At 69.2% G+C, this 22578-nt stretch carries 21 protein-coding genes; 13 read left to right on the top strand and 8 right to left on the bottom strand.

Translation table 11 applies throughout. The annotated features are described in order from the left end of the window. Positions 1 to 8: 8 nt before the first annotated feature. Positions 9 to 761: an alpha/beta hydrolase gene (locus FB464_RS00990; protein ID WP_246092870.1), complete on the top strand. Its 753-nt coding sequence runs from the start codon at positions 9 to 11 to the stop codon at positions 759 to 761. 21 nt (positions 762 to 782) lie between these two features. Continuing rightward, complete coding sequence (gene ybaK / locus FB464_RS00985; protein ID WP_116415511.1) at positions 783 to 1307, top strand: Cys-tRNA(Pro) deacylase; 525 nt, start codon at positions 783 to 785, stop codon at positions 1305 to 1307. A 187-nt stretch (positions 1308 to 1494) separates the two neighbouring features. Here the strand turns inward: ybaK and FB464_RS00980 are convergent, their stop codons facing one another. Further along, positions 1495 to 3396 (bottom strand): HNH endonuclease signature motif containing protein, encoded by a 1902-nt coding sequence (locus tag FB464_RS00980; protein ID WP_116415512.1) that lies wholly within the window; start codon positions 3394 to 3396, stop codon positions 1495 to 1497. 80 nt (positions 3397 to 3476) lie between these two features. Between FB464_RS00980 and FB464_RS00975 the strand changes: the two genes are divergently transcribed. Further along, positions 3477 to 4859 carry an 8-oxoguanine deaminase gene (locus FB464_RS00975; RefSeq protein WP_116415513.1) on the top strand — a complete coding sequence of 461 codons (1383 nt, stop codon included), beginning with the start codon at positions 3477 to 3479 and terminating at the stop codon, positions 4857 to 4859. 35 nt (positions 4860 to 4894) lie between these two features. On the opposite strand, the gene fbaA is transcribed toward FB464_RS00975, so the two are convergent. Both fbaA and FB464_RS00965 read right to left on the bottom strand, forming a co-directional pair. After that, positions 4895 to 5920 (bottom strand): class II fructose-bisphosphate aldolase, encoded by a 1026-nt coding sequence (gene fbaA, locus FB464_RS00970; protein ID WP_116415514.1) that lies wholly within the window; start codon positions 5918 to 5920, stop codon positions 4895 to 4897. Positions 5921 to 5961: 41 nt separating this feature from the next. Next, complete coding sequence (locus tag FB464_RS00965; RefSeq protein ID WP_246092869.1) at positions 5962 to 6957, bottom strand: LacI family DNA-binding transcriptional regulator; 996 nt, start codon at positions 6955 to 6957, stop codon at positions 5962 to 5964. Between the two features lie 192 nt (positions 6958 to 7149). Here FB464_RS00965 and FB464_RS00960 point away from each other — a divergent pair, with 192 nt between their 5' ends. From FB464_RS00960 to FB464_RS00935, 6 genes are all read left to right on the top strand, one after another. After that, positions 7150 to 8175, top strand: a complete 1026-nt coding sequence (locus FB464_RS00960; RefSeq protein WP_116415516.1) for a substrate-binding domain-containing protein — start codon at positions 7150 to 7152, stop codon at positions 8173 to 8175. 134 nt (positions 8176 to 8309) lie between these two features. Next, complete coding sequence (locus tag FB464_RS00955) at positions 8310 to 9305, top strand: ABC transporter permease (RefSeq protein ID WP_116415517.1); 996 nt, start codon at positions 8310 to 8312, stop codon at positions 9303 to 9305. Further along, positions 9302 to 10099: an ATP-binding cassette domain-containing protein gene (locus FB464_RS00950; protein ID WP_116415518.1), complete on the top strand. Its 798-nt coding sequence runs from the start codon at positions 9302 to 9304 to the stop codon at positions 10097 to 10099. Before FB464_RS00955 ends, FB464_RS00950 begins: the two co-directional genes overlap by 4 nt. Further along, complete coding sequence (locus tag FB464_RS00945; protein ID WP_116416672.1) at positions 10089 to 11021, top strand: PfkB family carbohydrate kinase; 933 nt, start codon at positions 10089 to 10091, stop codon at positions 11019 to 11021. Before FB464_RS00950 ends, FB464_RS00945 begins: the two co-directional genes overlap by 11 nt. After that, positions 11018 to 11680 carry a nucleoside/nucleotide kinase family protein gene (locus FB464_RS00940; protein ID WP_116415519.1) on the top strand — a complete coding sequence of 221 codons (663 nt, stop codon included), beginning with the start codon at positions 11018 to 11020 and terminating at the stop codon, positions 11678 to 11680. The genes FB464_RS00945 and FB464_RS00940 overlap by 4 nt, the downstream gene beginning before the upstream one ends. Beyond that, the gene (locus tag FB464_RS00935) at positions 11677 to 12621 is read left to right on the top strand and encodes an aldose 1-epimerase family protein (protein ID WP_170151948.1); all 945 of its coding nucleotides are present in this window, start codon (positions 11677 to 11679) and stop codon (positions 12619 to 12621) included. Before FB464_RS00940 ends, FB464_RS00935 begins: the two co-directional genes overlap by 4 nt. Positions 12622 to 12680: 59 nt before the next feature. Here the strand turns inward: FB464_RS00935 and FB464_RS20380 are convergent, their stop codons facing one another. Continuing rightward, positions 12681 to 14543: a transketolase family protein gene (locus FB464_RS20380; protein WP_342780628.1), complete on the bottom strand. Its 1863-nt coding sequence runs from the start codon at positions 14541 to 14543 to the stop codon at positions 12681 to 12683. A 378-nt stretch (positions 14544 to 14921) separates the two neighbouring features. On the opposite strand from FB464_RS20380, the gene FB464_RS00925 reads away from it, so the two are divergent. Together FB464_RS00925 and FB464_RS00920 are read left to right on the top strand one after the other, a co-directional pair. Continuing rightward, on the top strand, positions 14922 to 15656 hold the full coding sequence (locus FB464_RS00925; RefSeq protein WP_142206573.1) for a GntR family transcriptional regulator: 735 nt from the start codon (positions 14922 to 14924) through the stop codon (positions 15654 to 15656). Then, positions 15653 to 16894, top strand: coding sequence for an MFS transporter (locus tag FB464_RS00920; RefSeq protein ID WP_116415522.1), 1242 nt, complete (start codon positions 15653 to 15655; stop codon positions 16892 to 16894). The genes FB464_RS00925 and FB464_RS00920 overlap by 4 nt, the downstream gene beginning before the upstream one ends. On the opposite strand, the gene FB464_RS00915 is transcribed toward FB464_RS00920, so the two are convergent. From FB464_RS00915 to FB464_RS00905, 3 genes are read right to left on the bottom strand one after another with little or no spacing between them, the layout of a single operon-like run. Further along, entirely contained in the window at positions 16878 to 18260 is a 1383-nt protein-coding gene (locus tag FB464_RS00915) for an alpha-amylase family protein (protein WP_116415523.1), read from the bottom strand. The genes FB464_RS00920 and FB464_RS00915 overlap by 17 nt on opposite strands. Then, positions 18257 to 19294 carry an NADPH:quinone reductase gene (locus FB464_RS00910; protein ID WP_116415524.1) on the bottom strand — a complete coding sequence of 346 codons (1038 nt, stop codon included), beginning with the start codon at positions 19292 to 19294 and terminating at the stop codon, positions 18257 to 18259. The genes FB464_RS00915 and FB464_RS00910 overlap by 4 nt, the downstream gene beginning before the upstream one ends. A gap of 14 nt (positions 19295 to 19308) precedes the next feature. Continuing rightward, on the bottom strand, positions 19309 to 20205 hold the full coding sequence (locus FB464_RS00905) for a LysR family substrate-binding domain-containing protein (RefSeq protein WP_116415525.1): 897 nt from the start codon (positions 20203 to 20205) through the stop codon (positions 19309 to 19311). Between the two features lie 51 nt (positions 20206 to 20256). Between FB464_RS00905 and FB464_RS00900 the strand changes: the two genes are divergently transcribed. Together FB464_RS00900 and FB464_RS00895 are read left to right on the top strand one after the other, a co-directional pair. Then, positions 20257 to 20703: a DUF5997 family protein gene (locus tag FB464_RS00900; RefSeq protein WP_116415526.1), complete on the top strand. Its 447-nt coding sequence runs from the start codon at positions 20257 to 20259 to the stop codon at positions 20701 to 20703. A gap of 46 nt (positions 20704 to 20749) precedes the next feature. Next, on the top strand, positions 20750 to 22027 hold the full coding sequence (locus FB464_RS00895) for a VIT1/CCC1 transporter family protein (protein ID WP_116415527.1): 1278 nt from the start codon (positions 20750 to 20752) through the stop codon (positions 22025 to 22027). Between the two features lie 30 nt (positions 22028 to 22057). On the opposite strand, the gene FB464_RS00890 is transcribed toward FB464_RS00895, so the two are convergent. Then, positions 22058 to 22540 (bottom strand): FBP domain-containing protein, encoded by a 483-nt coding sequence (locus tag FB464_RS00890; RefSeq protein WP_170151949.1) that lies wholly within the window; start codon positions 22538 to 22540, stop codon positions 22058 to 22060. Between the last annotated feature and the right edge of the window lie 38 nt (positions 22541 to 22578).

The following is a 22578-nucleotide window of genomic DNA, read 5'->3' as shown; positions in this document are numbered from 1 at the left end:
TCGAGCGCGTGACCGACTCCCCCCGCCGCGCAGCCATCGACGACGACGTGGTCGTCTGGTCGGTGCCGACCGACGAACTCGCCGAACGCCTCCCGACCAGCCCCTTCGTCATCATCATGCACGGCTACGGGTCGCACGAGAACGACCTCATCTCGCTCGCACCGCTGCTTCCTGAGGGCACGATCGCAGCCTCCCTGCGCGCGCCCCTGGTCGCACCTCAGCCCGTGGTCGACGGCTACGCCTGGTTCACGATCGGCCAGCCGGGCAACCCGCACATCTCCGGGCTCGACGACGCCGCAGCATCCGTTCTCGAGTGGCTCGACCGTGTCGAGGCCGTCTACGGCACCCCGCCGAGTGTCGCCACGCTCGGGTTCTCCCAGGGCGGAGCCATGGCGGTGCACCTGCTGCGCACCGCACCCGAGCGGTTCGTCGCTGCGGTGAACCTGTCGGGCTTCACCGTCTCCGGCGAGGCGCCTGGCGACCAGGTCCTGGCCGAGGTGCTGCCCCCGGTGTTCTGGGGCCGGGATGTCGCGGACCCCATCATCACCGCCGAGGCCGTCGCCCGCACCGAAGCCTGGTTGCCCGGCCACTCGACGCTGACCGCGAAGCTGTACCCGGGCATCCGGCACGGGGTGTCGCAGGAGGAGATCGGCGACGTCGCGTTGTTCCTGCGGGCGGCGCAGTCCGGCGGCTCCGGCACCAGCACGGCGGCCGGCACCGCAGCCAGCGCCGGCGCCGGCGCCACCGAACCTCGAGACTAGAGACGGTCGGGTTCTTTCACTGTGGCACGGTCGCCGCGCTCGTCACGCGCTACGCGCGCGGGTTCGTCCGACGGCCCGACGACAGCAGCCACGGTCGCCCTGGCCGCCGCGGGGGTTCCGTTCACCCCGCACGCCTACCACCACGATGCCGCGAGCACGAACTTTGGCGCTGAGGCCGCGGACGCTCTCGGCATCGAACCCGAACGCGTCTTCAAGACGCTCATGGTCGACACCGATCAGGGGCTGGCCGTCGGAATCGTGTCCGTCTCCTCACAACTCGACGTGAAGTCCTTAGCCGGTGCCGTCGGCGCCAAGCGCGGCACGATGGCCGAGCCGGCCGTCGCGGAGCGGAAGAGCGGGTACGTCGTCGGCGGCATCAGTCCCTTCGGGCAGAAGACCCCCCTGCCGACGGTTCTGGATGACCTGGCCCTCCTCTTCGACACGATCTACGTCTCGGGCGGGCGCCGCGGGTTCGACATCGAGGTCAGCCCCGACGATCTGCTCGCCGTGACGGGCGGGCAGCTGGCGACGATCCGTCGCGAGTGAGGGCGTGCTCCTTCGTCGCGCCCTGACCGACCTTTGCCCTGCTGCCGCGCCCTGCGGGCTTGCCTCCGGTGGGTGTGGTTCTGGATGCGCGTGGCCGGATCGGTGGTGCAGCCGGGGTGGGCGGAGCGCCTGCCGTAGGTGGCCGGGTGGGGTGGCTGGGATCAGGGCTTCGTGCACCGGTGTCGTTCTACCCGGTGTCGCTCTGGCGGTGTTCGAGCCACCATTCGGTCGGTGGCCGGTCGCTCGATCGAGGCTCGCCGGATCGAGGCTCGCCGGATCGAGGCTGGCCGGGTCGGGGGTCGTCGGATTGAGGGTGGCCGGTTTGAGGGTGCCCGGGTCGGGGGTCGTCGGATTGAGGGTGGCCGGGTCGGGGGTCGCTGTGGGGTGGGTCGCTGGCTGGAGGGTTGCTCGGTTGTCGGGTAGGCGGTGGTGTCGGGGGTGGGCGGTGCCGGGCTGGGTTGTGCGGGCCGGGTGGGTGGTGGCCGGTCTTCTGTCTGGCCCGGTTCTGCTGGCAGGGCCTCGGGGTTTGGGTCCAGTCGAGCCATTCCGGTGGGATGAGGTGCGGGGTTCCGTTCCGGATGGTGAGTTTCCAGTGTGTTTTGTGCACGTTCGTGTGGTGGAAGTGGCAAAGCAGTGCCCCGTTGTCGATGTCCGTCAGCCCGCCGGGGTGGGTGTCGGAGAGCCACCCGTCGACATGGTGACTTTCGCACCAGGACGGGGGTGCGTCGCAGCCCGGCCACACACACCCGCCGTCGCGTGCCGCCAACGCACGGTTCTGTGCGGCGGTGAACAGGCGGCGGGTCTTCCCATGCTGGAGGACTTGCCCGTGTTCACCGAACAGGGTCGTGATCACGTCCCCGTGACACAGGAGCGCCTCGACGGTCGAGTAGGGGACGGGGGCGGTGAGGCCGTCGATCCAGCCGATGCCGCGGCCGGTGACGACGTCTTCCAAGGAGGCGTGGAGGTTCACGGTGGGTGCGGCACCGTTCAGGCGCGGCATCTCCGGCCGGCCCGCCGCGACCTGCAGGAGGTTCACGAGCGCGTCGACGCGCTTCTGACCCGTGGTGCGGGTGTCCGCGGTCAGACCGTCGACCAGCGCGACGGGGTCGCCGTTCTTGAGGCCCGCGGGGTTGGTGGCGGAGGTGTCGGCCACGATGCCTGCTGCTGCGGCGGCGCCATCCGCGCCATCCGCGCCATCCGCGCCTGCTGCGGTAGCGGCGCCATCCGCGCCTGCTGCGGTGGCAGCCGCGCCTGCCTCGCCGAGCGCCGACGGGTCGGCTGCGTCGGATAGGTCAGGCTCGAACGCGACGATACGCGGGGACGTGTGCGGCTCCAACGCGGACGCGACGATCGCGGCCATCGACGGGGACAGCAGGCCCCGGATCGACGTCATCCCCGAACGGTGCGCCTTCAGCTCGAGGTAGCGCTTCTCGTGCAGGTCCGCCTCGCGAGGTTCTGCGCCGTCGGGGTCGAGGTGTTCTCGGCACCGGATCGCCAGATCATCCACTTGGTTCGCGGAGTACCCGAAACTACCCGACGTCTGCTGCGCCAACGCGACGAGGCTGGCCTCGGCCTCCGAGACTTCTTCGGTGAACCCGATCTTCGCGGCGGCCTCGGAGAGGCGGCGCGTGATCGCGACTGCCGCGTCCACCCCGAGATCGCCACGGGCGAGAGCGTCCGCAACCTGCGGGAACCGCGGTGGGTTCGGCAACCCCACCAACGAGATGCTCGTGTGTACCTGGGAGGCGAGCTTGATCCTGGCCTTGATCGTTTCGTCCCGCGCACCGGTGATCGCGGCCAGGAACTTCGGAACCGACCGGACGTTGTGCGACCGGGCAAGACCCTCCGCCCCGAACTCCGCAGCAGACCTGGCCGCCACCTCCCCAGCCACCTGCACACGCAACCCATCTACGATCCGGCCCAACGACTCCACCTGCACAGTCGCCGCCACTAAAGCGTCGTCGGCAAGCCCGCAGGGCGCGGCAGCCCCACCGGCACCGGCCAACACGGCGTCAAAGCCGTGCCGGGCATCCAGAACCCACGACACCACCGACGCAAAGTCGGGTGCGGGAGCAGCTGGCTGGTTCATATCTACAGTCAAACACCAACCACTGACATTGCCTCAACTATGAGGGTCCGGCCCAGCCCGGGAACCGCTAGCGTGAACGCATGACCGAGCGCACGATCATCCGGAACGCCCACATCGTCACCGTCAACGCCGCCGACGACGAGTTCAGCGACGGGTACCTGGTGATCGACGACGCGGTGATCGTCGCGGTGGGAGCGGGAGCCGTGCCGAGCGAGTGGTCGCAGCCCGCGCGAGACCAGCACACCCCGAGAATCACTGTCGTCGACGCTCACGGCCACGTGGTGACCCCCGGCCTCATCAACACCCACCACCACCTGTACCAGTGGCTGACCAGGGGTTATGCGCAGGACGCGATCCTCTTCGACTGGCTGACGGCCCTCTACCCGCTGTGGTCGATGATCGATGCCGACCTCGTCGAAGCGGGGGCGCTGGGCGCCATCGCGGTCGCAGCGCGCTCTGGATGCTCGACCGTCGGCGATCACCACTACGTGTTCCCGAGCGGGGCGGGCGACATCCTCGGCGGGATCGTGAACGCTGCGAGCACGGTGGGCGTGCGGTTGCACGCGACCCGCGGATCGATGGACCTCGGCCGGAGCGCCGGCGGACTGCCGCCCGATTTCGCGGTCGAGACGATCGACGCGATCCTGTCGGCGAGCGATCTCGCGATCGACCGGTACCACGATGCATCCCCCGGCGCGATGACGCAGGTCGCCCTCGCCCCGTGTTCGCCGTTCTCGGTGACCGCTGAGCTGCTGACGGAGTCCGCCGCGCTCGGCCGGGCGCGGGGGGTGCGGCTGCACACGCACGGTTCCGAGACGGTGGAAGAGGATGCGTTCTGCCTCGCGAAGTTCGGCCGCACTCCGACGCAGTACCTCGAAGACCTCGGCTGGCTGGGCGGCGACGTGTGGATGGCGCACTGCGTTCACCTCGACGAGCACGCGATCGGCCGGTTCGCCGCGACGGGGACGAGCGTCGCGCACTGCCCGTCGTCGAACGCGCGGCTGGCAGCGGGCATAGCGCCCGTTCCCGCCATGCTCGACGCCGGGGTCACGGTCGGGCTCGGAGTCGACGGCGCCGCGTCGAACGAGTCGGGGCAGCTGGGTTCGGAGATCCGGATGGCCGTGCTGATGAATCGGCTCGGCTCGGGGGCCGACCGGATGACCGGGCGCACCGCGCTCAGGATGGCGACGATGGGCGGGGCCCGCACGCTCGGTCGCGCGTCGGAGATCGGCTCGCTCGAGGTGGGGAAGCTCGCGGATGTCGCCGTGTGGAAGGTGGACGGCGTCGAGCACGCGGGGATCCTCGACCCGGTGGCGGCGCTGACACTCGGCGCGCAGCCGCCGCTGGCACTGCTGCTCGTCAACGGCGTGGCGGTGGTGCGGGACGGCGCACTGACCCGCGCGGACGAGGGTGTCATCGCGCGCGAGGTGGCCCGGGCATCCGGAGCCCTCAGGCTCCGCTGAGGCGTGGGCGCCACGCGGGGGCGCCCACGTGGGGACTAGCGCCCCATGGAGCGCCCGGCCGACCCCAGCATCTCCGCCGCCTCGACGACCCGCGCCGCCATCGCGTTCTCTGCGGGCTTGCCCCAGGAGCGGGGATCGTAGGCCTTCTTGTTGCCGAACTTGCCGTCGATCTTCAGCACCTGGTCGTACTTCGAGATCATGTGCCCCGCGATCGAGCGGGTGAAGGCGTACTGGGTGTCGGTGTCGATGTTCATCTTGATGACACCATTGGCGACGGCCGCCGCGATGTCCTCCGCCGAGGAACCCGATCCGCCGTGGAAGACGAGGTCGAACGGCTTGTCGCGGCCGACTTCGGCACCGATCACCCGCTGGATGTCGCCGAGGATCTCCGGGCGCAGGTTGACCGCCGCGGGGTTGTACACGCCGTGTACGTTTCCGAAGGTCAGAGCCGTCAGGTAACGGCCATTCTCACCCGCGCCGAGAGCCGCCACCGTGGCGCGGGCATCTTCGACCGTCGAGTAGAGCTTGTCGTTGATCTCGTTCTCGACGCCGTCCTCTTCGCCGCCGATCACGCCGACCTCGATTTCGAGCAGCGTGTCGGCCTGCACGGATTCCTCGAGCAGACGCTTGGCGACCTCGAGGTTCTCGTCGAGGCTGACGGCCGATCCGTCCCACATGTGCGACTGGTACAGCGGCTCGAGTCCCCGCGAACGACGCTCGATGGAGTCGCGGATGAGCGGGCGGACCCAGTCGTCGAGACTCTCTGCCGGGCAGTGGTCGGTGTGCAGGGCGACGGTCACACCGTACTTCGCTGCAACTTCGTGGGCGTAGAGCGCGAGAGCCTTGGATCCGATGGCACGATCCTGCACGCGGTTGCCCGAGAGGTAGAGCGCGGTGCCGACCGAGACCTGGATGATGCCGTCGCTCTCGGCGTCAGCGAATCCCTGCAGGGCAGCGTTGAGCGTCTGGGAGCCGGTGACGTTGATCGAGGGGTACGCGAAACCGCCCTGTTTCGCGCGATCGAGCATGGCTTTGTAGGCGTCGGGAGTTGCGATGGGCATTCGTGGTCCTGTTCTGCGGGTTGGGTGAGGTCGGGAAGGGATCAGGTCGTGCCGCAACCGCACGAGTTGCGGTGCTGGAAGGTGGTGGCGATCTTGATGCGCTCGAACGGGGAATCGTCTCCGTCGATCCGCCGCAGAAGAAGGTCGACGGCAGTCGTGGCCATCAGTTCGACGTTCTGCGCGATGGAGGTGAGTCGGGGCTGGATGAGTTCCGACCAGTCGAAGTGGTCGTAGGAGACGAATGCGACGTCCGTCGGGATGGCGAGTCCGAGGTCGCGGAGGCCTTCGAGTGCCCCGATGGTCATCGAGTTGTTGAGGGCGACCAGGGCGGTCGGATACCCGGGCTGCGAGAAGAGCCGTCTGACTTCGCGCTCCGCGTCGTCCCGATGACCTTCGCCGTCGAGGACGAGGCTCGGATCGAAGGGGATGCCGTTGGCCTGGAGGGCGTCGAGGTAGCCCTGGAACCGTTCGGGCGACGACGCGATGCCCATCAGCCCGCGGAGCACCGCGACCCGTCGGTTGCCGATCTCGATCAGGTGATTCGTGAGCAGGAAGGCCGATTCGGTGTTCTCGGGCGTGATCTGGTCGCAGTCGAGGTCGAGGTTCCGGTCCACGAGGACGAAGGGAGTGCCGGCTGCAACGATCTGCGGGATGGTCGTGTGCTCGGAGTCGATCGCGGGCGTGACGACGATGCCGTCGACCCGTCGGCTGAGCAGGGCGTCGATGATGCGGCGCTCGGTGGGACCGTCGTCGTTCGAATCGCCGACCATCAGCATGTAGCCGGCCTCGGACAGCCGCTTCTCCATCGCATTGACGACGGCGCCGAAGTAGGGCGTCTGCAGGGCGGAGGTTGCCAGGCCGACGGTGAATGTCTTGCCGGCGGCGAGTGCTCTCGCGTTGAGATTGTTGCGGTACCCGAGGTCTCGCACCGCCGCCTCGACACGACTGCGCGTGGAAGCACTGACGTTGCGGGTGCCGTTGAGCACATGCGAGACCGTGGAACCTGAGACACCCGCGCGCCTGGCGACGTCGTCCATGGTTGACACTCTGCACACTCCATTGCATACAGCGACCGCGCTGCGACCGCAGATCTCGCGACGTGGGGCCGCTCGACAAATATAGCGATCATCACGATTTGATACAAGCGCTTGCGCAAGCGCTTGTCTGCGTCCTATGGTGATCCAGCGGACGAGAAAGTCCACACAATCACAGGCCAAAGGAGTCCACAGATGTTCACTCGTACCAAGAAGCGATCACTCACGGTCGGCGCGGTGCTGCTGGCCAGCGCGGTCGCGTTCACCCTCGCCGGTTGCTCCGGCGGATCCTCGAGCGGAAGCTCCACCGGCGGAAGCGCCGACGGAGTCAAGATCGGCCTCATCACCAAGACCGACTCGAACCCCTACTTCGTCAAACTGCGTGAAGCAGCCCAGGCCCAGGCCACGAAGGACGGCGCAACGCTGATCGCCCTCGCCGGCGCCTTCGACGGTGACAACGAAGGCCAGGTCGCAGCCATCGAGAACCTGGTGAGCCAGGGCGTGAAGGGCATCCTGATCACGCCGAACTCCTCGTCGGGCATCCTGACCGCCATCAAGTCGGCCCGTGACAACGGCGTCGTCGTGATCGCACTCGACACCGCCACCGACCCCGAAGACGCCGTCGACGCCACGTACGCGACGGACAACAAGGCGGCAGGGGTCACGCAGGGAAAGTGGGTCAAGGCGACTCTCGGCTCGACCGCACCGGCTCTCGTCATGCTCGACGGAACCCCGGGCGGCACCGTCGACACGTTCCGCCACGACGGCTTCCTCGAGGGCTTCGGCATCGCTGAGGGTTCGTCCGAGATCGTCGGCCAGGAGAACACGAACGGCGACCAGACCAAGGCCCAGACCGCCATGGAGAACCTCCTGCAGCGTGCTCCCGGCGTGAACGCGCTCTACACGATCAATGAGCCCGCCGCCGCCGGAGCCTACGAGGCCATCAAGGCCGCGGGCAAGACCGCGCAGGTCACCATCGGCTCGATCGACGGCAGCTGCACCGGTGTGGCGAACGTCAAGTCCGGCATCATCGGCGCCACGGTCATGCAGTTCCCGGCCAAGATGGCCGAGCAGGGCGTCGACGCCGTGGTCAAGTACGCCTCCGACGGCACCAAGCCGAGCGGATTCAACGACACTGGATCGCAGCTCATCACCGACAAGCCGGTTTCGGGCCTCGACTCGAAGGACACCACGTGGGGTGCGGACAACTGCTGGGGCTGATCCCCAGCCAACCCGTTCGCTCCCTCTTCCGGTCGCATCCGTAGCGACCTGAAGCGCTCCCTTTCACAGAATGTCGGTTCGACCCGGGGCGGATGCACGTTCATCCGCCCCGGTTCCGCACGGAGGTGCACCCTATGAGTTCAGCAACGACAGCAGGTCTGGGAGGCCGAGACCTCACCCGGGCCCGCGTCTCCCGAATCCTTCGCGAACCACTGTTGGGGCCGCTGGCCGCACTGGTCGTCGCGATCATCGTCTTCAGCATCGTCTCCCAGACGTTCCTCAACCCCTACAACCTCTCGCTGATCCTCCAGCAGTCGGTCGTGGTTGGAATCCTGGCGGTCGGCCAGACCCTGATCATCCTGACGTCGGGCATCGATCTGTCGATCGGTTCGGTCGCCGTGCTCGGCACGATCGTCATGGCGCAGGCCGCAGGTGCCGGAGGTCCGATCCTCGCCCTGGGCGCGACGTTCGCCGTCTGTGTCGTTCTCGGCGCGGTCAACGGCGGGTTGGTCACGGTGCTGCGGCTTCCACCGTTCATCGTGACGCTCGGCACGTTCACGGCCATCCAGGCCGCCACACGGCTGCTCGCCGGTTCGCAGACCTACCAGGTTCCCGACGGAGTGCTCACTCTGCTCGGTACCTCGTTCAGGATCGGCACTTTCGCCACAACGTACGGTGTCGTCGCGATGCTGCTCGTCTACCTGGTCGTCTGGTACGCGCTCTCCCAGACCGCCTGGGGCAAGCACGTCTACGCCGTGGGCGGCAACATCACCGCCTCGAAGCTCTCGGGCATCAAGTCGAACCGCACCCTCTTCTCGGTCTACCTGGCGACGGGCGTGATCGCGGCGGTTGCAGCCTGGGCGGCACTCGGTCGTATCCCGAATGCCGACCCGAACGCCTACCAGACGGCGAACCTCGACACGATCACCGCCGTGGTGATCGGTGGAACGAGTCTCTTCGGCGGCCGGGGAAGCGTCATCGGAACCCTGATCGGTACCCTGATCGTCGGAGTGCTGCGGAACGGCCTCACCCAGGCCGGTGTCGACAGCCTCTACCAGAACATCGCAACCGGAATCCTGGTCATCGTGGCCGTCGCGGTCGACCAGTTCGCTCGGAGGAGATCAGCATGACCATCACAGCAGGAACCGCCGTTCTGCAGGCTCGCGGCCTCGTCAAGAAGTACGGCAACGTCACGGCCATCAACGGGGCCGACTTCGATCTCTACCCGGGTGAGGTGCTGGCCGTCGTGGGCGACAACGGCGCCGGCAAGTCGAGCCTGATCAAGGCTCTGGCGGGCGCTCTCATCCCCGACCAGGGTGAGATCTCGATGAACGGCGAGAAGGTGAACTTCCGGAACACCCGGGATGCCCGCTCTGCCGGCATCGAGACCGTCTACCAGGACCTCGCCGTGATCCCTGCGCTCGACATCGCCACCAATGTGTTCCTGGGGCGGGAAGTGCGCCGGAAGGGAATCATGGGCAGCGTCTTCCGCCGCCTCGACATGCCCCGCATGCGCGCTGAAGCCTCGGGGCACCTCGCCGACCTCAAGATCGGTATCAAGTCGGTCAACCAGGCGGTGGAGACGCTCTCCGGCGGCCAGCGCCAGGGTGTCGCCGTGGTACGCGCTGCGGCGTTCGGCCGCGGCGTGATCATCATGGACGAGCCGACAGCCGCCCTCGGGGTCAAGGAGTCGGGCCAGGTCATCGACCTGATCCGCTCGATCCGTGACCGCGGCATCCCCGTGGTGCTGATCAGCCATGACATGCCGCATGTCTTCGAGGTCGCCGACAAGATCCACGTGCACCGGCTCGGCAAGCGCGCCGGTGTCATCGATCCGAAAGAGCGCACCATGTCGGAGGTCGTCGCCCTGATGACGGGCGCGGAACAGCCTTCGGAAGCGGAACGTGCCGGCGGTGCACGCTAACACCTCGCCCGCACGAGACTCCGAGCCCGTCGGTGTCTTCGTCGGGCTCGCCACGCTCGACGTCGTGCACCGTGTCGCGGCCAACCCGGGAGTCAACCAGAAGATCACCGCGACGGCCCAGTTCATCGCGGCCGGTGGGCCGGCTGCGAACGCCGCCGTGGTCTTCGCCGGGCTCGGTGGCACGGCCACCCTCGTGACCGCGCTCGGAGCGGATCCGGTCGCCGACCTGATCCGCTCCGATCTGGCGGCCTACGGGGTGCGGGTCGTCGATGTCGACCCGCAGCGATCCACCCCGGCGCCCGTCTCGGCCGTCGCCGTGACGGAGTCGACCGGTGATCGTTCGGTGGTGTCGATCGATGCCGTCGGAGCCGACGTCCGGCCGCCCTCAGCCCGCAATCTCGCTGACCTGCTCAGCGGTTCTGATGTGGTGCTCATCGACGGCCACCATCCGGCTCTCGCCGTGGCTGCCGCTGAGGCGGCGCACGACGCCGGTGTCACCGTGGTCGTGGATGCCGGCCGGTGGAAGCCCGTCATGGCCGATCTGCTCCCCCTCACGACAGCGATGATCTGCTCGAACGACTTCCTCGTCCCGGGGACCGCCGACTCGGATGCGACGGCTGCTGCTCTCGTCGATCGTGGAGTGCGGACCGTCGCCACGACGCACGGCGGCGGGGACGTGCTCTGGTGGAGCGACGGCGCGCTGGGAGCGGTGCCGGTTCCGCGCATCCGGCCCGTCGACACCCTCGGTGCGGGCGACGTGTTCCACGGCGCCTACGCTTACTTCCAGTCGCTCCCGCAGGCGACCGTCGCTTCAGCGATCGGCCGTGCTTCCCGCGTCGCGGCCCTGCGGTGCTCGAACATCGGGCCGCGCGCCTGGCTCAGCCAGATCCCCACCCTCGACCTCCAGGAAGTCCCACGATGATCGAACCCGCCGTCGAGGAGCTCACGCTCGAAGACGTCTTCCGTCAGGCCCGTGCCCTCGCCTCCACTGGCGGACGCCACATCCTCGGTTTCACCGGCGCTCCAGGGGCCGGAAAGTCCACCGTCGCCGAGCAGGTCGTGGACGCACTCGGACCCGAACTCGCCGTGCTCGTGCCGATGGATGGCTTCCACCTCGCCAACGACGTTCTTCTCGCGCTCGGCCGCCGGGACCGTAAGGGTGCCAACGACACGTTCGACGCCGCGGGCTACGCCTCGCTGATGCAGCGCATCCGTTCGCAGGAGTCCTCGGAGCTGACCGGAGACGACGCGATCGTGTACGCCCCGCGCTTCGCCCGCGACCTCGAGGAACCGATCGGTTCATCGCTGCCGATCCGGCCGCAGACCCCCCTGATCGTGACGGAGGGGAACTACCTCCTGCTCGATCAGGGTTCCTGGCCCGCAGCCCGCGCCTGCATCGACCAGGTCTGGTTCCTCTCACCGCTGGAGAGCGTTCGCCACGAACGGCTGGTCAAGCGGCACGAGGCGTACGGCAAGAGCCATGAGGAGGCGGAGCTCTGGGCGCTCGGCAGCGACCAGCGGAACGCCGAGCTGATCGAGTCGACCGCCGTGCGCGCCGATCGAGTGCTGAGACTGGTGTGACCGGCCCGACCGAGGGTCCCGTGCTTCCGACGGGCGCCCAGTACGAGATCATCGGCACCACCTCGTTCGGCCGGGCGGTCGTCACGGTCACGGAGGTCGCGGCATCCCTTCGCTCCTTCACCGTCGACGATGTCGACATCGTGCAGCGTTACCCGCTCGATGCTCCGCCGTCGCGAGGCGCGGGCATCATCATGTCGCCGTGGCCCAACCGCGTCGACGGCGGCATCTGGACGTACGAGGGCGACGAGCAGCAGCTCGACATCACGGACACCGAGTTCGGCAACGCTTCCCACGGACTTCTGAAGAACACGCCCTACCGCCTCCTTGCACACAGCGCATCGTCGATCACGCTCGGCGCGACGATCTTCGCCCACCCCGGCTATCCGTTCGTCGTCGACACGACCGTGACCTACACGCTGGGGCGGGACGGGCTGCACGTCACGCACACCTTCGAGAACCGCGGCGCCCTCCGCGCCCCCGTCGCGGTCGGTTCGCACGCGTACTTCAGGATCGGGGAGGTGCCGACCTCTGAGCTTGTGCTCAGCTGTTCCGCCGAGACGGTCTATGTCAACGACTCCCGCAAGCTGCCGCTGCGTCCTGTTCCGGTCTCGGGAGACTTCGACCTCCGCCGGGGAGTGAAGGTGGGCGACGTCGAACTCGACGACTGTTTCACCGATCAGAGGTACAGCGACGAACGCACCTCCACGATGCTCACGGCACCGGATGGTCGTTCCGTCACCGTCTGGGGCGACGAGTCGTTCGGGCACACCGTGATCTGCACCACCGACGTCTTTCTCGACGAGCACCGCCTGCTGGTCGACGCCATCGCGATCGAACCCCAGACCGCCGCCGTGAATGCCCTCAACAACGGCATCGGACTCACCTGGCTCGAGCCCGGCGAGAGCTGGGAGGCGAGCTGGGGCGTGACCGCCTCGCTGTGACACCGTGAACGACGGAGGGGCCGGGTCACATCAGGTGGCCCGGCCCCTTCGTCTCACTCTCAGACGGAGGCCAGGACGCCGTCTCCGACGGTCGCGTTCGTCTCCCGCACAGCAGCGGCGACCCGTTCCACCGTCATTCCGCGCGCGATGAGGGCCTCCTCCGGCGGCGCAGAGAGTCCGAACACATCGATTCCGACGATCCGCCCGGCGGGACCAGCGATGTCGTGCCAGCCGAAGCTCGCCGCCGCCTCCACGACCACACGCGCCGCGATCGCAGCGGGCAGCACGGATTCCCGGTACTCGGCCGGCTGCTCGTCGAACCACTCCCTGCAGGGCATCGACACCACCCGGAGCCAGGCCGCCTCCGGGTCGAGTTCAGCCGCGGTCGCGAGCGCCAGGGCGACTTCGCTTCCCGTCGCAATGAGCAGTGTTCGGGCATCCGCCACCTCGCGCACCACGTAACCACCCCGCCTGACCCCGGCGAGCACCTCGCTCCACGGGGTGTCGGCGACGGTGATCGGCTGGCGGCCGAGAACGATGCCCGCAGGCCCCGCCTTCTGCAGAACCGTGAGCCAGGCCGCCGCCGTCTCCGCGGCATCCGACGGGCGCACGACCGCGAAGCCCGGCATGGCCCGGAGGCTCGCGAGGTGCTCGATCGGCTGGTGGGTGGGTCCGTCGCTGCCGAGCGCAACCGAGTCATGCGACCAGAGGTAGACCACCGGCAGCTGCATCAGGGCGGCCAGACGAACGGCCTCGCGCTGGTAGTCGCTGAAGACGAGGAAGGTCCCCGCGAAGAAGCGCGATCCGTCGACCAGCGAGATGCCGTTCATGGCGGCACCCATCGCATGCTCCCGCACGCCCCAGTGCACGTTCCGCCCGGCTCTGCCGGTGGTCTCGCCCTCCTCCGGCAGGAAGGAACCACCACCGTCGATGGTCGTGCGGTTGGGCTCAGCGAGATCGGCCGACCCGCCCCAGAGTTCGGGCAGTACGGCGGCCAGCGACTGGATGACTCGGCCCGAGGCCGCACGGGTGGCCAGGGTCTCGCCCGGCGCGAAGACAGGCAGCGAGGCCTCGAGGTCGGCCGGCAGTTCCCTCGCCATCGCCCGGGACCATTCGGCCGACAGCTCGGGCTGCGTGAGATCGTAGGCGGCGCGGCGCGCATTCCATTCCTCGACCAGCAGGTCGCCACGGGCGCTCGCCTCCCGTGTGAAAGCGAGAACCTCGGCGTTCACGTCGAATGGCTCGTTCGTCGAGCCGAGCGCCGAGCGGGTGGCGGCGACCTCGGCCGCGCCCAGAGGCGATCCGTGCGAGGCAGAGGTGTTCTGGGCGTGCGGCGCAGGCCACGCGATGACCGACTTCAGGATGATCAGGCTGGGCCGGCCCCGGTACGCCACGGCAGCCGCCATCTCCCGGTCGAGCCGCTCGGTGTCGACCTCCCCCGTCTCGGAGAGCGGCACCGTGACGACATTCCAGCCCTGGGCCCGGAATCTCGCGGCCGTGTCCTCGCTCGTCACCAGGGTCGCGTTTCCCTCGATCTGGATGTCGTTGTCGTCGTAGACCACGACGAGATTGTCGAGCTGGTGGCGGCCCGCGAGCGCTCCCGCCTCATACGAGATGCCCTCCTGCACATCGCCGTCTGAGCAGAGCACCCACACCGTGCGGTCGAAGACCGACTCGTCCTGGTCGGGGTCGTAGAGACCCTTCTCGTGTTTCATCGCCATGGCCATGCCGACGGCGGTCGCGAATCCCTGGCCGAGCGGGCCGGTCGTCGTCTCGACGCCGGGCGTGTGCCCGAACTCCGGATGCCCGGGGGTGCGTGACTCGTGAGCACGGAAGGTCCTGAGGTCGTCGATGTCGAGCCCGTAGCCCGTCAGGAAGAGCTGCGTGTAGAGCAGGATGCTCGCGTGGCCGCAGGAGAGCACGAATCGGTCGCGGCCCGACCCAGTCGGGCTGCCCGGGAGCGTGGCGGAGGTGCTTCTGGAACAGGAGGTGCGCCACCGGCGCGAGGGCGATGGCCGTGCCCGGATGCCCGGAACCGGCCCGCTCCACGGAATCCATGGCCAGCACCCGTGCCGTGGTGATGGCGCGCCTGTCGAGGTCGCTGAGGCCGGGGCGGTCGGGGCTTTCGACGGCACCTGGACGGTCGGGATGTGTCATGACGACTCCACTTCATCGGGGACGCACCGACAACCGTCGACGCGGTGTCCCCGACGCTAGCCTCCGGCCGGAGTCGTCATACTGGCCTGAGACGACTTGACTCCCGCACCAGACTGACGAGTGAGAGAAAGACCCCGGGCCCCGTGACCACCGCCAAATACGTCGCCGTTCGTGAACAGCTGCGCGCCCGCGTGAGCGGCCTGGCCGCGGGAACGCTGCTCCCCGCGGAGCCTGCCCTGTGCGCCGAATACGGCGTGAGCCGGATCACGCTCCGGCATGCTGTCGACGATCTCGTGTTCGAGCGCTACCTCACGCGACAGCACGGCCGCGGCACCTTCGTTCTCGAGCCGCTCCAACGCAACCGCTATCGCGAGCGTTTCGGAGGCGCGATCTCGGGCTTCCACGCGCGGCAGACGGCCGAGGGGCACACCGTCACCACGAGGGTGCTCAGCCAGCGTCTGGTATCGGTGAGCGCATCCCTCGCCGACGATGCCGCGGCGGCCGCGCTGGGGCTCGCGTCCACCGACCAGGTGGTCGCACTCGCACGACTCCGGTTCGTGAACGGCACCCTGCACCACCTCGTCGAGACGATCGTTCCACACGGGCGTTTCCCCGGGGCCCTCGACCAGGACTTCGAGCAGGACTCGCTCTACGGTTATCTCTGCGGAGCGTACGACCTCTCGCTCGAACGCAACGACCTCGTCGTCTCGGTGCAACCTGCACCCGCCGCGGTAGCCGACGCACTCGGCGTCGTCACGGGCGAGAAGCTGCTGCGGGTGGTCTCGACGATGTTCGACCAGACCGGTCACGGTGTTGCCCACGGTGTCAGCCATTTCACCCCCGCCAACAGTTCGGTGTCGTTCGGGTTGCACACGTGAGCGTGACGAGCAGGCCGAGGATCCCGAGGCACGCCTGGCCGGGGCTCATCCTGCTGACGCTCGCCACGTTCGCGGCGATCACGACGGAGCTGCTGCCCATCGGTCTTCTCACGCCGATGAGCTCCTCGTTCGGAGTCGACGAGTCAACACTCGGGCTGATGGTGTCGGTGTACGCGCTCGCTGTGACGGTGCTGGCCCTGCCTGTGACCTTCGCCACGACACGGATGCCGCGGAAGCGCCTGCTCGTCGGCACTCTGCTGGCGTACGCCGTCAGCAACCTCGTGATCGCCGTGGCGCCGTCGTTCGCGCTGGCCGTCGTCGGGAGGGGGGTCGGAGGGCTGGCACACGCCCTGTTCTTCTCGGTCGTCACCGCCTACGCGTCCCACCTCGTGCCCCCGCACCTCGTGGGGCGCGCGCTGGCCACGGTCTACGCAGGTTCCTCTCTCGGCAGCATCCTGGGCCTGCCTCTTGCCACCTCGGTGGGCACCACCTTCGGGTGGCCGACAGCGTTCGTCGCCGTCGGAACAATGACCCTGCTGCTCGGCGGCCTCGCCGTCGTGCTGCTGCCCTCCGCGCCGGGCAATCCGCTTCACGCACGGAGTTCTCTCCGGACGTGGTGGCGCCGCGGACTCGTCACGGTGGCCGGTGCGAACAGTGCGGTGTACCTCGGGCACTTCACGCTCTACACGTTCGTGACACCGCTGGTGCTCGCCGTCGGTGTGCAGCTGGACCTGCTCGGGCCGACCCTGCTGCTCTTCGGAGCGGCCGGAATCCTCGGTCTCTGGACAGCGGGGCTGTTCGTCGACAGGTACCCCCGGCGAATCGTCCTCACTCTGACCGTGGTGCTGATGGCCAGCCTCGCAGCGCTGGCGGTGATGGTGCCGGTCATTCTGGGAGCGGGCGGAGCGGGCGTCTCGGCCGGGGGCGCCGGGCTCGTGGCGGTTCTGGTGATCGCCAGCTTCTGGGTGCTCACGCTCGGAGCCCTCCCCTCCCTCTTCATGACCTCAGCCATCCGCACGCACGGCGCACCGCCCGACATCGTCGGAGCGGTGATCAACATGGCATCGAACATCGGCATCACCCTCGGCGCCGCCCTCGGCGGAGTGGTGTTCGCGAGTGCCGGCATCGGAGCCCTGCCCGCCGTCGCCCTGGTCTTCGTCGCCATCGGGTTCGCGCTCATGGTGCTCGGCCGACGCGGGTTCCCGCGCGGGGCGCCCCGGCTCAGCCCGGCTGAATGACGACCCAGCCGTGCGGCGGCACGGTCACCACGGTGGAGGTTCCCGCCACCACGGCCCAGGCAGCGGATCCGGCGACCACGCTGCAGGCGCCCGGGAGCGTCTGCGTGTAGTCGGAGTCGGCGAGGTTCAGCATCACGATGAGCCGCTGGGCTCCAGCCCCCTCATCAGCTGCGCCCGTCGCCGCGGACACCTCGTAGGCGAAGAACTCGTTCGTCAGGGTGATGTTCGTCGTGCGGGCGGTGTGCAGCCAGGGGTTCCGGCGGCGCAGGCCGATGAGGTTCTGGTGCAGGTGGTAGACCGGCCAGCCGCCGGGCGGCAGGGCATCCGGACCCGCCGCATCGAATTCGGGCCGGATCGCGTCGTCGCCGCCCTCGCGTTCCTCCTTCGCGGCCGCGAGGCCCTGCTCGTCGCCGTAGTAGACCGTGGGCGTGCCGCCGGCGGTCATCAGCACGACGAGGGCGTGCGCGCGGTGGCGCTCGTCGGCGATCGAGGTCGCGAGCCGGTTCACGTCGTGGTTGCCGACGAACGTCACCGGAACGAAGCTCTGCAGGAATCCGTTGTGGCGTTCGAGTGCCGCGCTGAGCTCCCAGAAGTTCGCATCGGAGACCGCGCTCCAGATCGCCTTCCACAGTTCGTACTGGGTCAGCGAGTCGAACGTCGACTCCCGCACGATTCCCGGGTAGTCGCCGTGGATCACCTCGCCGAAGACGAAGGCCTCCGGATGCTCGGACCTGACCCGCGGCAGAACGCTCGCCCAGAACGCCGGAGGGACGGCGTACGCGGCGTCGAGACGCCAGCCGTCGGCTCCGCGCCCGAGCCAGTGGGTCATGACCTCTGCGACGAGATCGACCACAGCGGGCTCGTCGTGGTTCAGCAGTACGAGGGCGTCATGGCCCTCGAAGTTCTCGAACCGTTGGTGCGACGGGTCGCCGATCGCCCGGAACCACCCGAATTCCGGCGCCGCCGGACCCTCCGCCAGTGCCCGGCGGAACGGTTCGAAGCTCCGTCCGACATGGTTGAACACGCCGTCGAGCACCACGCGGAGCCCGCGGTGGTGCGCCTCCCGGATGAGCACGTCGAAGCTGTCCTCGCCCGATGGGCCGGCAAGCCGCGGGTCGAGCCGGAAGTAGTCGACCGTGTCGTAGCCGTGGGTCTCCGAGGCGAAGATCGGGCCGAGAAGGATGCCCGACATGCCCAGTTCGACGGCGTAGTCGAGCCAGCCCACCAGACGGTCGAGCGAATGGGTGCCGTCTGCGCCATGGGAGGGTACGGCATCCTGAGCCTCGACCGAGACCGGAGCGCCCGTGAACCCGAGCGGGTAGACCTGCCAGAGGATGGCATGGGCGACCCAGCCGGGCTCGCTCACAGCCCGGCCACGTCGATGAGCACCTTGCCGACCGCGCCGCCCTCGACCGCCTCATGTGCCGCCGCGGTCTCGGCGAGAGTGAACCGGGTGAGCGGCAGGCCGTGGTCGTCGTCGACCTCGAGCGCGCCGGCTGCCGCCGCAGCCGTCACCGCCGCGACCGCATTGGCCTTCTCGACCTCGCTCGTCGTGTAGGTGAGCACGAACTGCAGGCGCACGTTCTTCACCATGCTCGCGCGGGCCGGCACCGGGATCTCATCCGGCTCGTCGGCAACGTAGATGGCGACCGTGCCGCCCCGGGTGATGACGGCGATGTCGTCGGCGATGTTCGCGAGCGGATTCACCTCGACCACGATCTCGACGCCGCGCGGGGCGATCTCCTTCACCCGGGCGACGACGTCTTCGCTGCGGTAGTTCACGATGTGGTGGGCACCGGCCGCCGCGGCCAGGTCAGCCTTCCTGGCGCTGCTCACGGTGGTGATCACCGTCGCTCCGGCCCAGACGGCGAGTTGGATGGCGGCGTGGCCGACCGCCCCCGCGCCACCGGTCACCAGCACCGTCGTACCGACCAGCGAGCCCGGCGAAAGCCGCGCCGGGCCCGACTCCCGCGCCGTGAGCGCCCGGTGTGCGGTCAGGGCCGGAATGCCGAGCGACGCCCCGACGTCGAAGGAGACCCCGTCGGGCAGCGGATTCACGAGATGGTCGGGCAGCACGGTGTACTCGGCCGCCGTGCCGGTCGGGCGCTGGAACGCGGAATCCCGCAGCCACACCCGGTCGCCCACCGCGAAGCGCGTCACACCCAGACCGATGGCGTCGACGACACCGGCGCCGTCCTGGTTGGGCACCTGCTCGGGGTCGACCTCCACCGCTGCGCCCGAACCGCCCGCGGCTCCCGAGCGTGACTTCCAGTCTGTTGGGTTGACACCCGACACCGCGATCCGCACGCGCACCTCGCCTGCTTCGACCGCCGGGAGCTCCCTGTTGACGAACTCCAACACCTCTGGCCCGCCCGTGCGGGAGTAAACAACGGCTTTCATGGCCTGCCTTTCGTTCAGCGCTTCCCACCGAACTTACGCCTCCGCGCCTGGGCGGCATTGGCGGCGTCCGACTGCTTCTTCTTGCGGGCGGCCTGCGTCGCAGCAGGCTTCTTCACGCCGGCACGCTTGGCCGACGCGGCCTCCGCCTCGGCCGCGGCCCGCGCTTTGGCTTTCGCCTTGGCCACCGGTCCGAGCTTCTTCACCCGGGCATCCGGGGCCGTCTCCTCGGCCTCCCGCGACGGGGCCCGTGAACTCGACGCCGAACGCCCCCGCACGATGCCGACGAACTCCTCGATGTCGGCGGTGGTCTCCTCGGACAGCCAGGCCAGCGCGATCCGGGTCTCCGCGACATCCGTCACCGGCCGGTAGACCACGTCTTTGCGACTGGAAAGCCGGGCGATGGCCTGCGGCACAATCAGGATGCCGACACCCGCCGCCACCTGTTCGACGGCGTCGTCGATGCTCTGGATGCCGCGCAGCGGCCTCCGCGAACCGTCGACGATCTCCGCGGCGACGTCGCGCCATTCCGGCACCAGGTCAGGATCTTGCAGCAGGTGCTCGTCGGCGAGGTCGGCCACGGTGACAGCGTCGAACACCGACGCGGGGTGGTCTTTCGGCACGACGACGACCTGCACCTCGCTGTAGAGGGTGATGACACTGAGCCCCTGCTGTTCGACAGGCAGGCGAACGAAACTGACGTCGGCGGAGCGCTCGTGCAGCACCGCGACCTGCTGATCGGCCTCCGCGCGGAAGACCTCGAGCGGCGTCCCGGGGCGGCGTTCGGCCCACAGCCGCGTCCACTTCGTGACGGTGACGCCGGCGGCGAAGGCGATGCTGAACGGCCGGATGCCCGGGGCGGCGGGCTCCGTCACCGGAGCGGCGGCGGACTCGCCGGAGTGCTCGTTCGTCATGGTCACGCCCCGATCATCCGCCAACAACACTGGTCAGGATACGCTGGCCTCATGACGCCCGCGAAATCACCCCAGACCATGAAGCCCGCCACCGCGGCGAAGAAACTGGGAATCTACCTCCCCGCCGCGCCGGCCGAGTTCCAGGAGGGCGACGTGACGCGCGCCGAACTGAACACGTTGCTCGAGACGCCACCGGAGTGGCTGGTGGAGCTGCGACTGAACGGACCGTTCCCGCGTCAGGAGGTCGCGCGGAAGCTCGGCGTCTCGATCTCGGGCCTCACCCGTGGGGGCGTCGACGACGCGTTCACGACGCCGGAGATCAAGGCGCTGCTGGAGGCTCCGCCGGAGTGGCTCGTCGTCGAACGTGCCCGCCAGGCCGGTGTGATGGAGGAGAACGCCCGCATCAAGACGGAGCGCGCCGAGAAGGCCGCGCAGAAGGAGCGGGCCGAGCGCCACGCGCGCACGAACCCGAACTCGATCGCGCCGAAGCCGCGCTGAGCGGCGCCCCGCACGGGCGGAGCCGGCTCCCCGGGATAATGGGAGCATGAGTTTTGACCCGGCGACCCGCGCCAGCAGCCCGGCGGCCGCCGCCAAGCCGCGCGCATCCGACATCCGGCGCTGGCGGCAGTACCTGGCCGACGAACGCGCCGAGGCCGCCGTCTACCGCGACCTGGCCGAGCGGCGCACGGGTGAGGAACGCGCCATCCTGCTCGCCCTCGCCGAAGCCGAGGTGCGGCACGAGGCGCACTGGCGCGCGCTCCTCGGCGACAACATCGGCAGCACGCATCGCGGTGACCTCCGCACGCGCATCCTCGGGTTCCTGGCCCGGCGGTTCGGCTCGGTCTTCGTGCTGGCGCTCGCGCAGCGCGCGGAGTCCCGCTCGCCGTACGCGAACGACTCGGATGCGACGCCCGCGATGGCGGCGGATGAACAGGTGCACGCCGAGGTGGTGCGCGGACTCGCCGCCCGCGGCCGCAACCGCCTCTCGGGCACGTTCCGCGCCGCCGTCTTCGGAGCGAACGACGGCCTCGTCTCGAACCTCGCGCTCGTGATCGGCATCTCGGCGAGCGGCGTGCCGAATGCGGTCGTGCTCGTCACGGGACTCGCCGGGCTGCTCGCGGGCGCCCTCTCGATGGGGGCCGGCGAGTACGTGTCGGTGCGGTCGCAACGGGAGCTGCTCGAAGCCTCCACTCCGAACCCCGAGGCCACCCGCGCGGTGCCGCACCTCGACGTCGACGCGAATGAACTCGCGCTGGTCTACCGGGCGCGAGGCATGAGCGTCGAGGAGGCCGAGGCACACGCCACGGAGGTGCTCCGCGGGCACGCCGTGATGACGGGGGCCATCGTTCTCCCGTCCCTCGCGAAGGCGGCGCCGGATGTCGCGGCCGACGTGCCTGCGGGCGACCCGCTCGACCCGGCCACCGCCAACAGCAGCGCCGACGACCCCCGCAGCACCGGCGGTACCGGCAGCACCGCCGACCCGGCCGGCACCGCCAGCATCGCCGACCCGGCCGCCCACGAGGAGGTCGACGAGCACGAAGCCGTCGGCACGGGCCTCAGCGCCGCCGTCTCGAGCTTCTGCTTCTTCGCGTCGGGCGCGATCATCCCGGTGCTCCCCTATCTCTTCGGGCTGCAGGGCCTCCCCGCGCTCATCGTCGCGGCCGTCCTGGTGGGCATCGCCCTGCTCGGCACGGGCGCGGTCGTGGGCATCCTCTCGGGCGGGCCGCCCCTCCGACGGGCCCTCCGCCAGCTCGCGATCGGCTACGGCGCCGCGCTCGTCACCTACCTGCTCGGGCTACTTTTCGGCACCGCCGGCCTGTAGCCCGCCGCCGCACCGCACGGCGAGCGCGGCTCAGTCCAGCGGGCGCATCACGTCGCGGAGGAAGCCGCTCACCCGCGACTCGAGCCCCTCGACCTTCTGGGCGAGCACGCTCTCGGGGTCCGAGTAGTACGAGGCGTGCGGCACCTCCACGCGGATGTTGGCCGAGCAGCCGAGGTTCGCGCAGATGTATGTGCCGACCGTGTTGCCGGCGAGACCCGCCTCCCCCGCGCGTTTCGCGCTGAACAGGGAGACGCCGTGCTCCGTGTGGGTGGCACGGCACAACTGGCACATCATCATGCGGCGCCGGGAGAGCGGGCCGTCGGCCTCCCGCACGATGATGCCGACCGGCTCGTCACCGTCCCAGCGCACGATGTACCCGAGGTGCGGCGAGTGCGAGTCCCGCCAGCCGAGGAAGTCGAGGTTCTCCCAGTCGAGCTCGACGAAGTCGGAGGGAAGCACGATGTTCGCGACCTCTGCCGCCGAACCGTTGACGATCGAATGCCGAATCTGCATTCCGGTCATCCTGTTCACACGCGCTCCTCGCTGCTCCT

The sequence above is a fragment of the Subtercola boreus genome (assembly GCF_006716115.1).
GTDB classification, from domain to species: domain Bacteria; phylum Actinomycetota; class Actinomycetes; order Actinomycetales; family Microbacteriaceae; genus Subtercola; species Subtercola boreus.
This window is presented reverse-complemented; position numbering and strand designations above follow the sequence as displayed.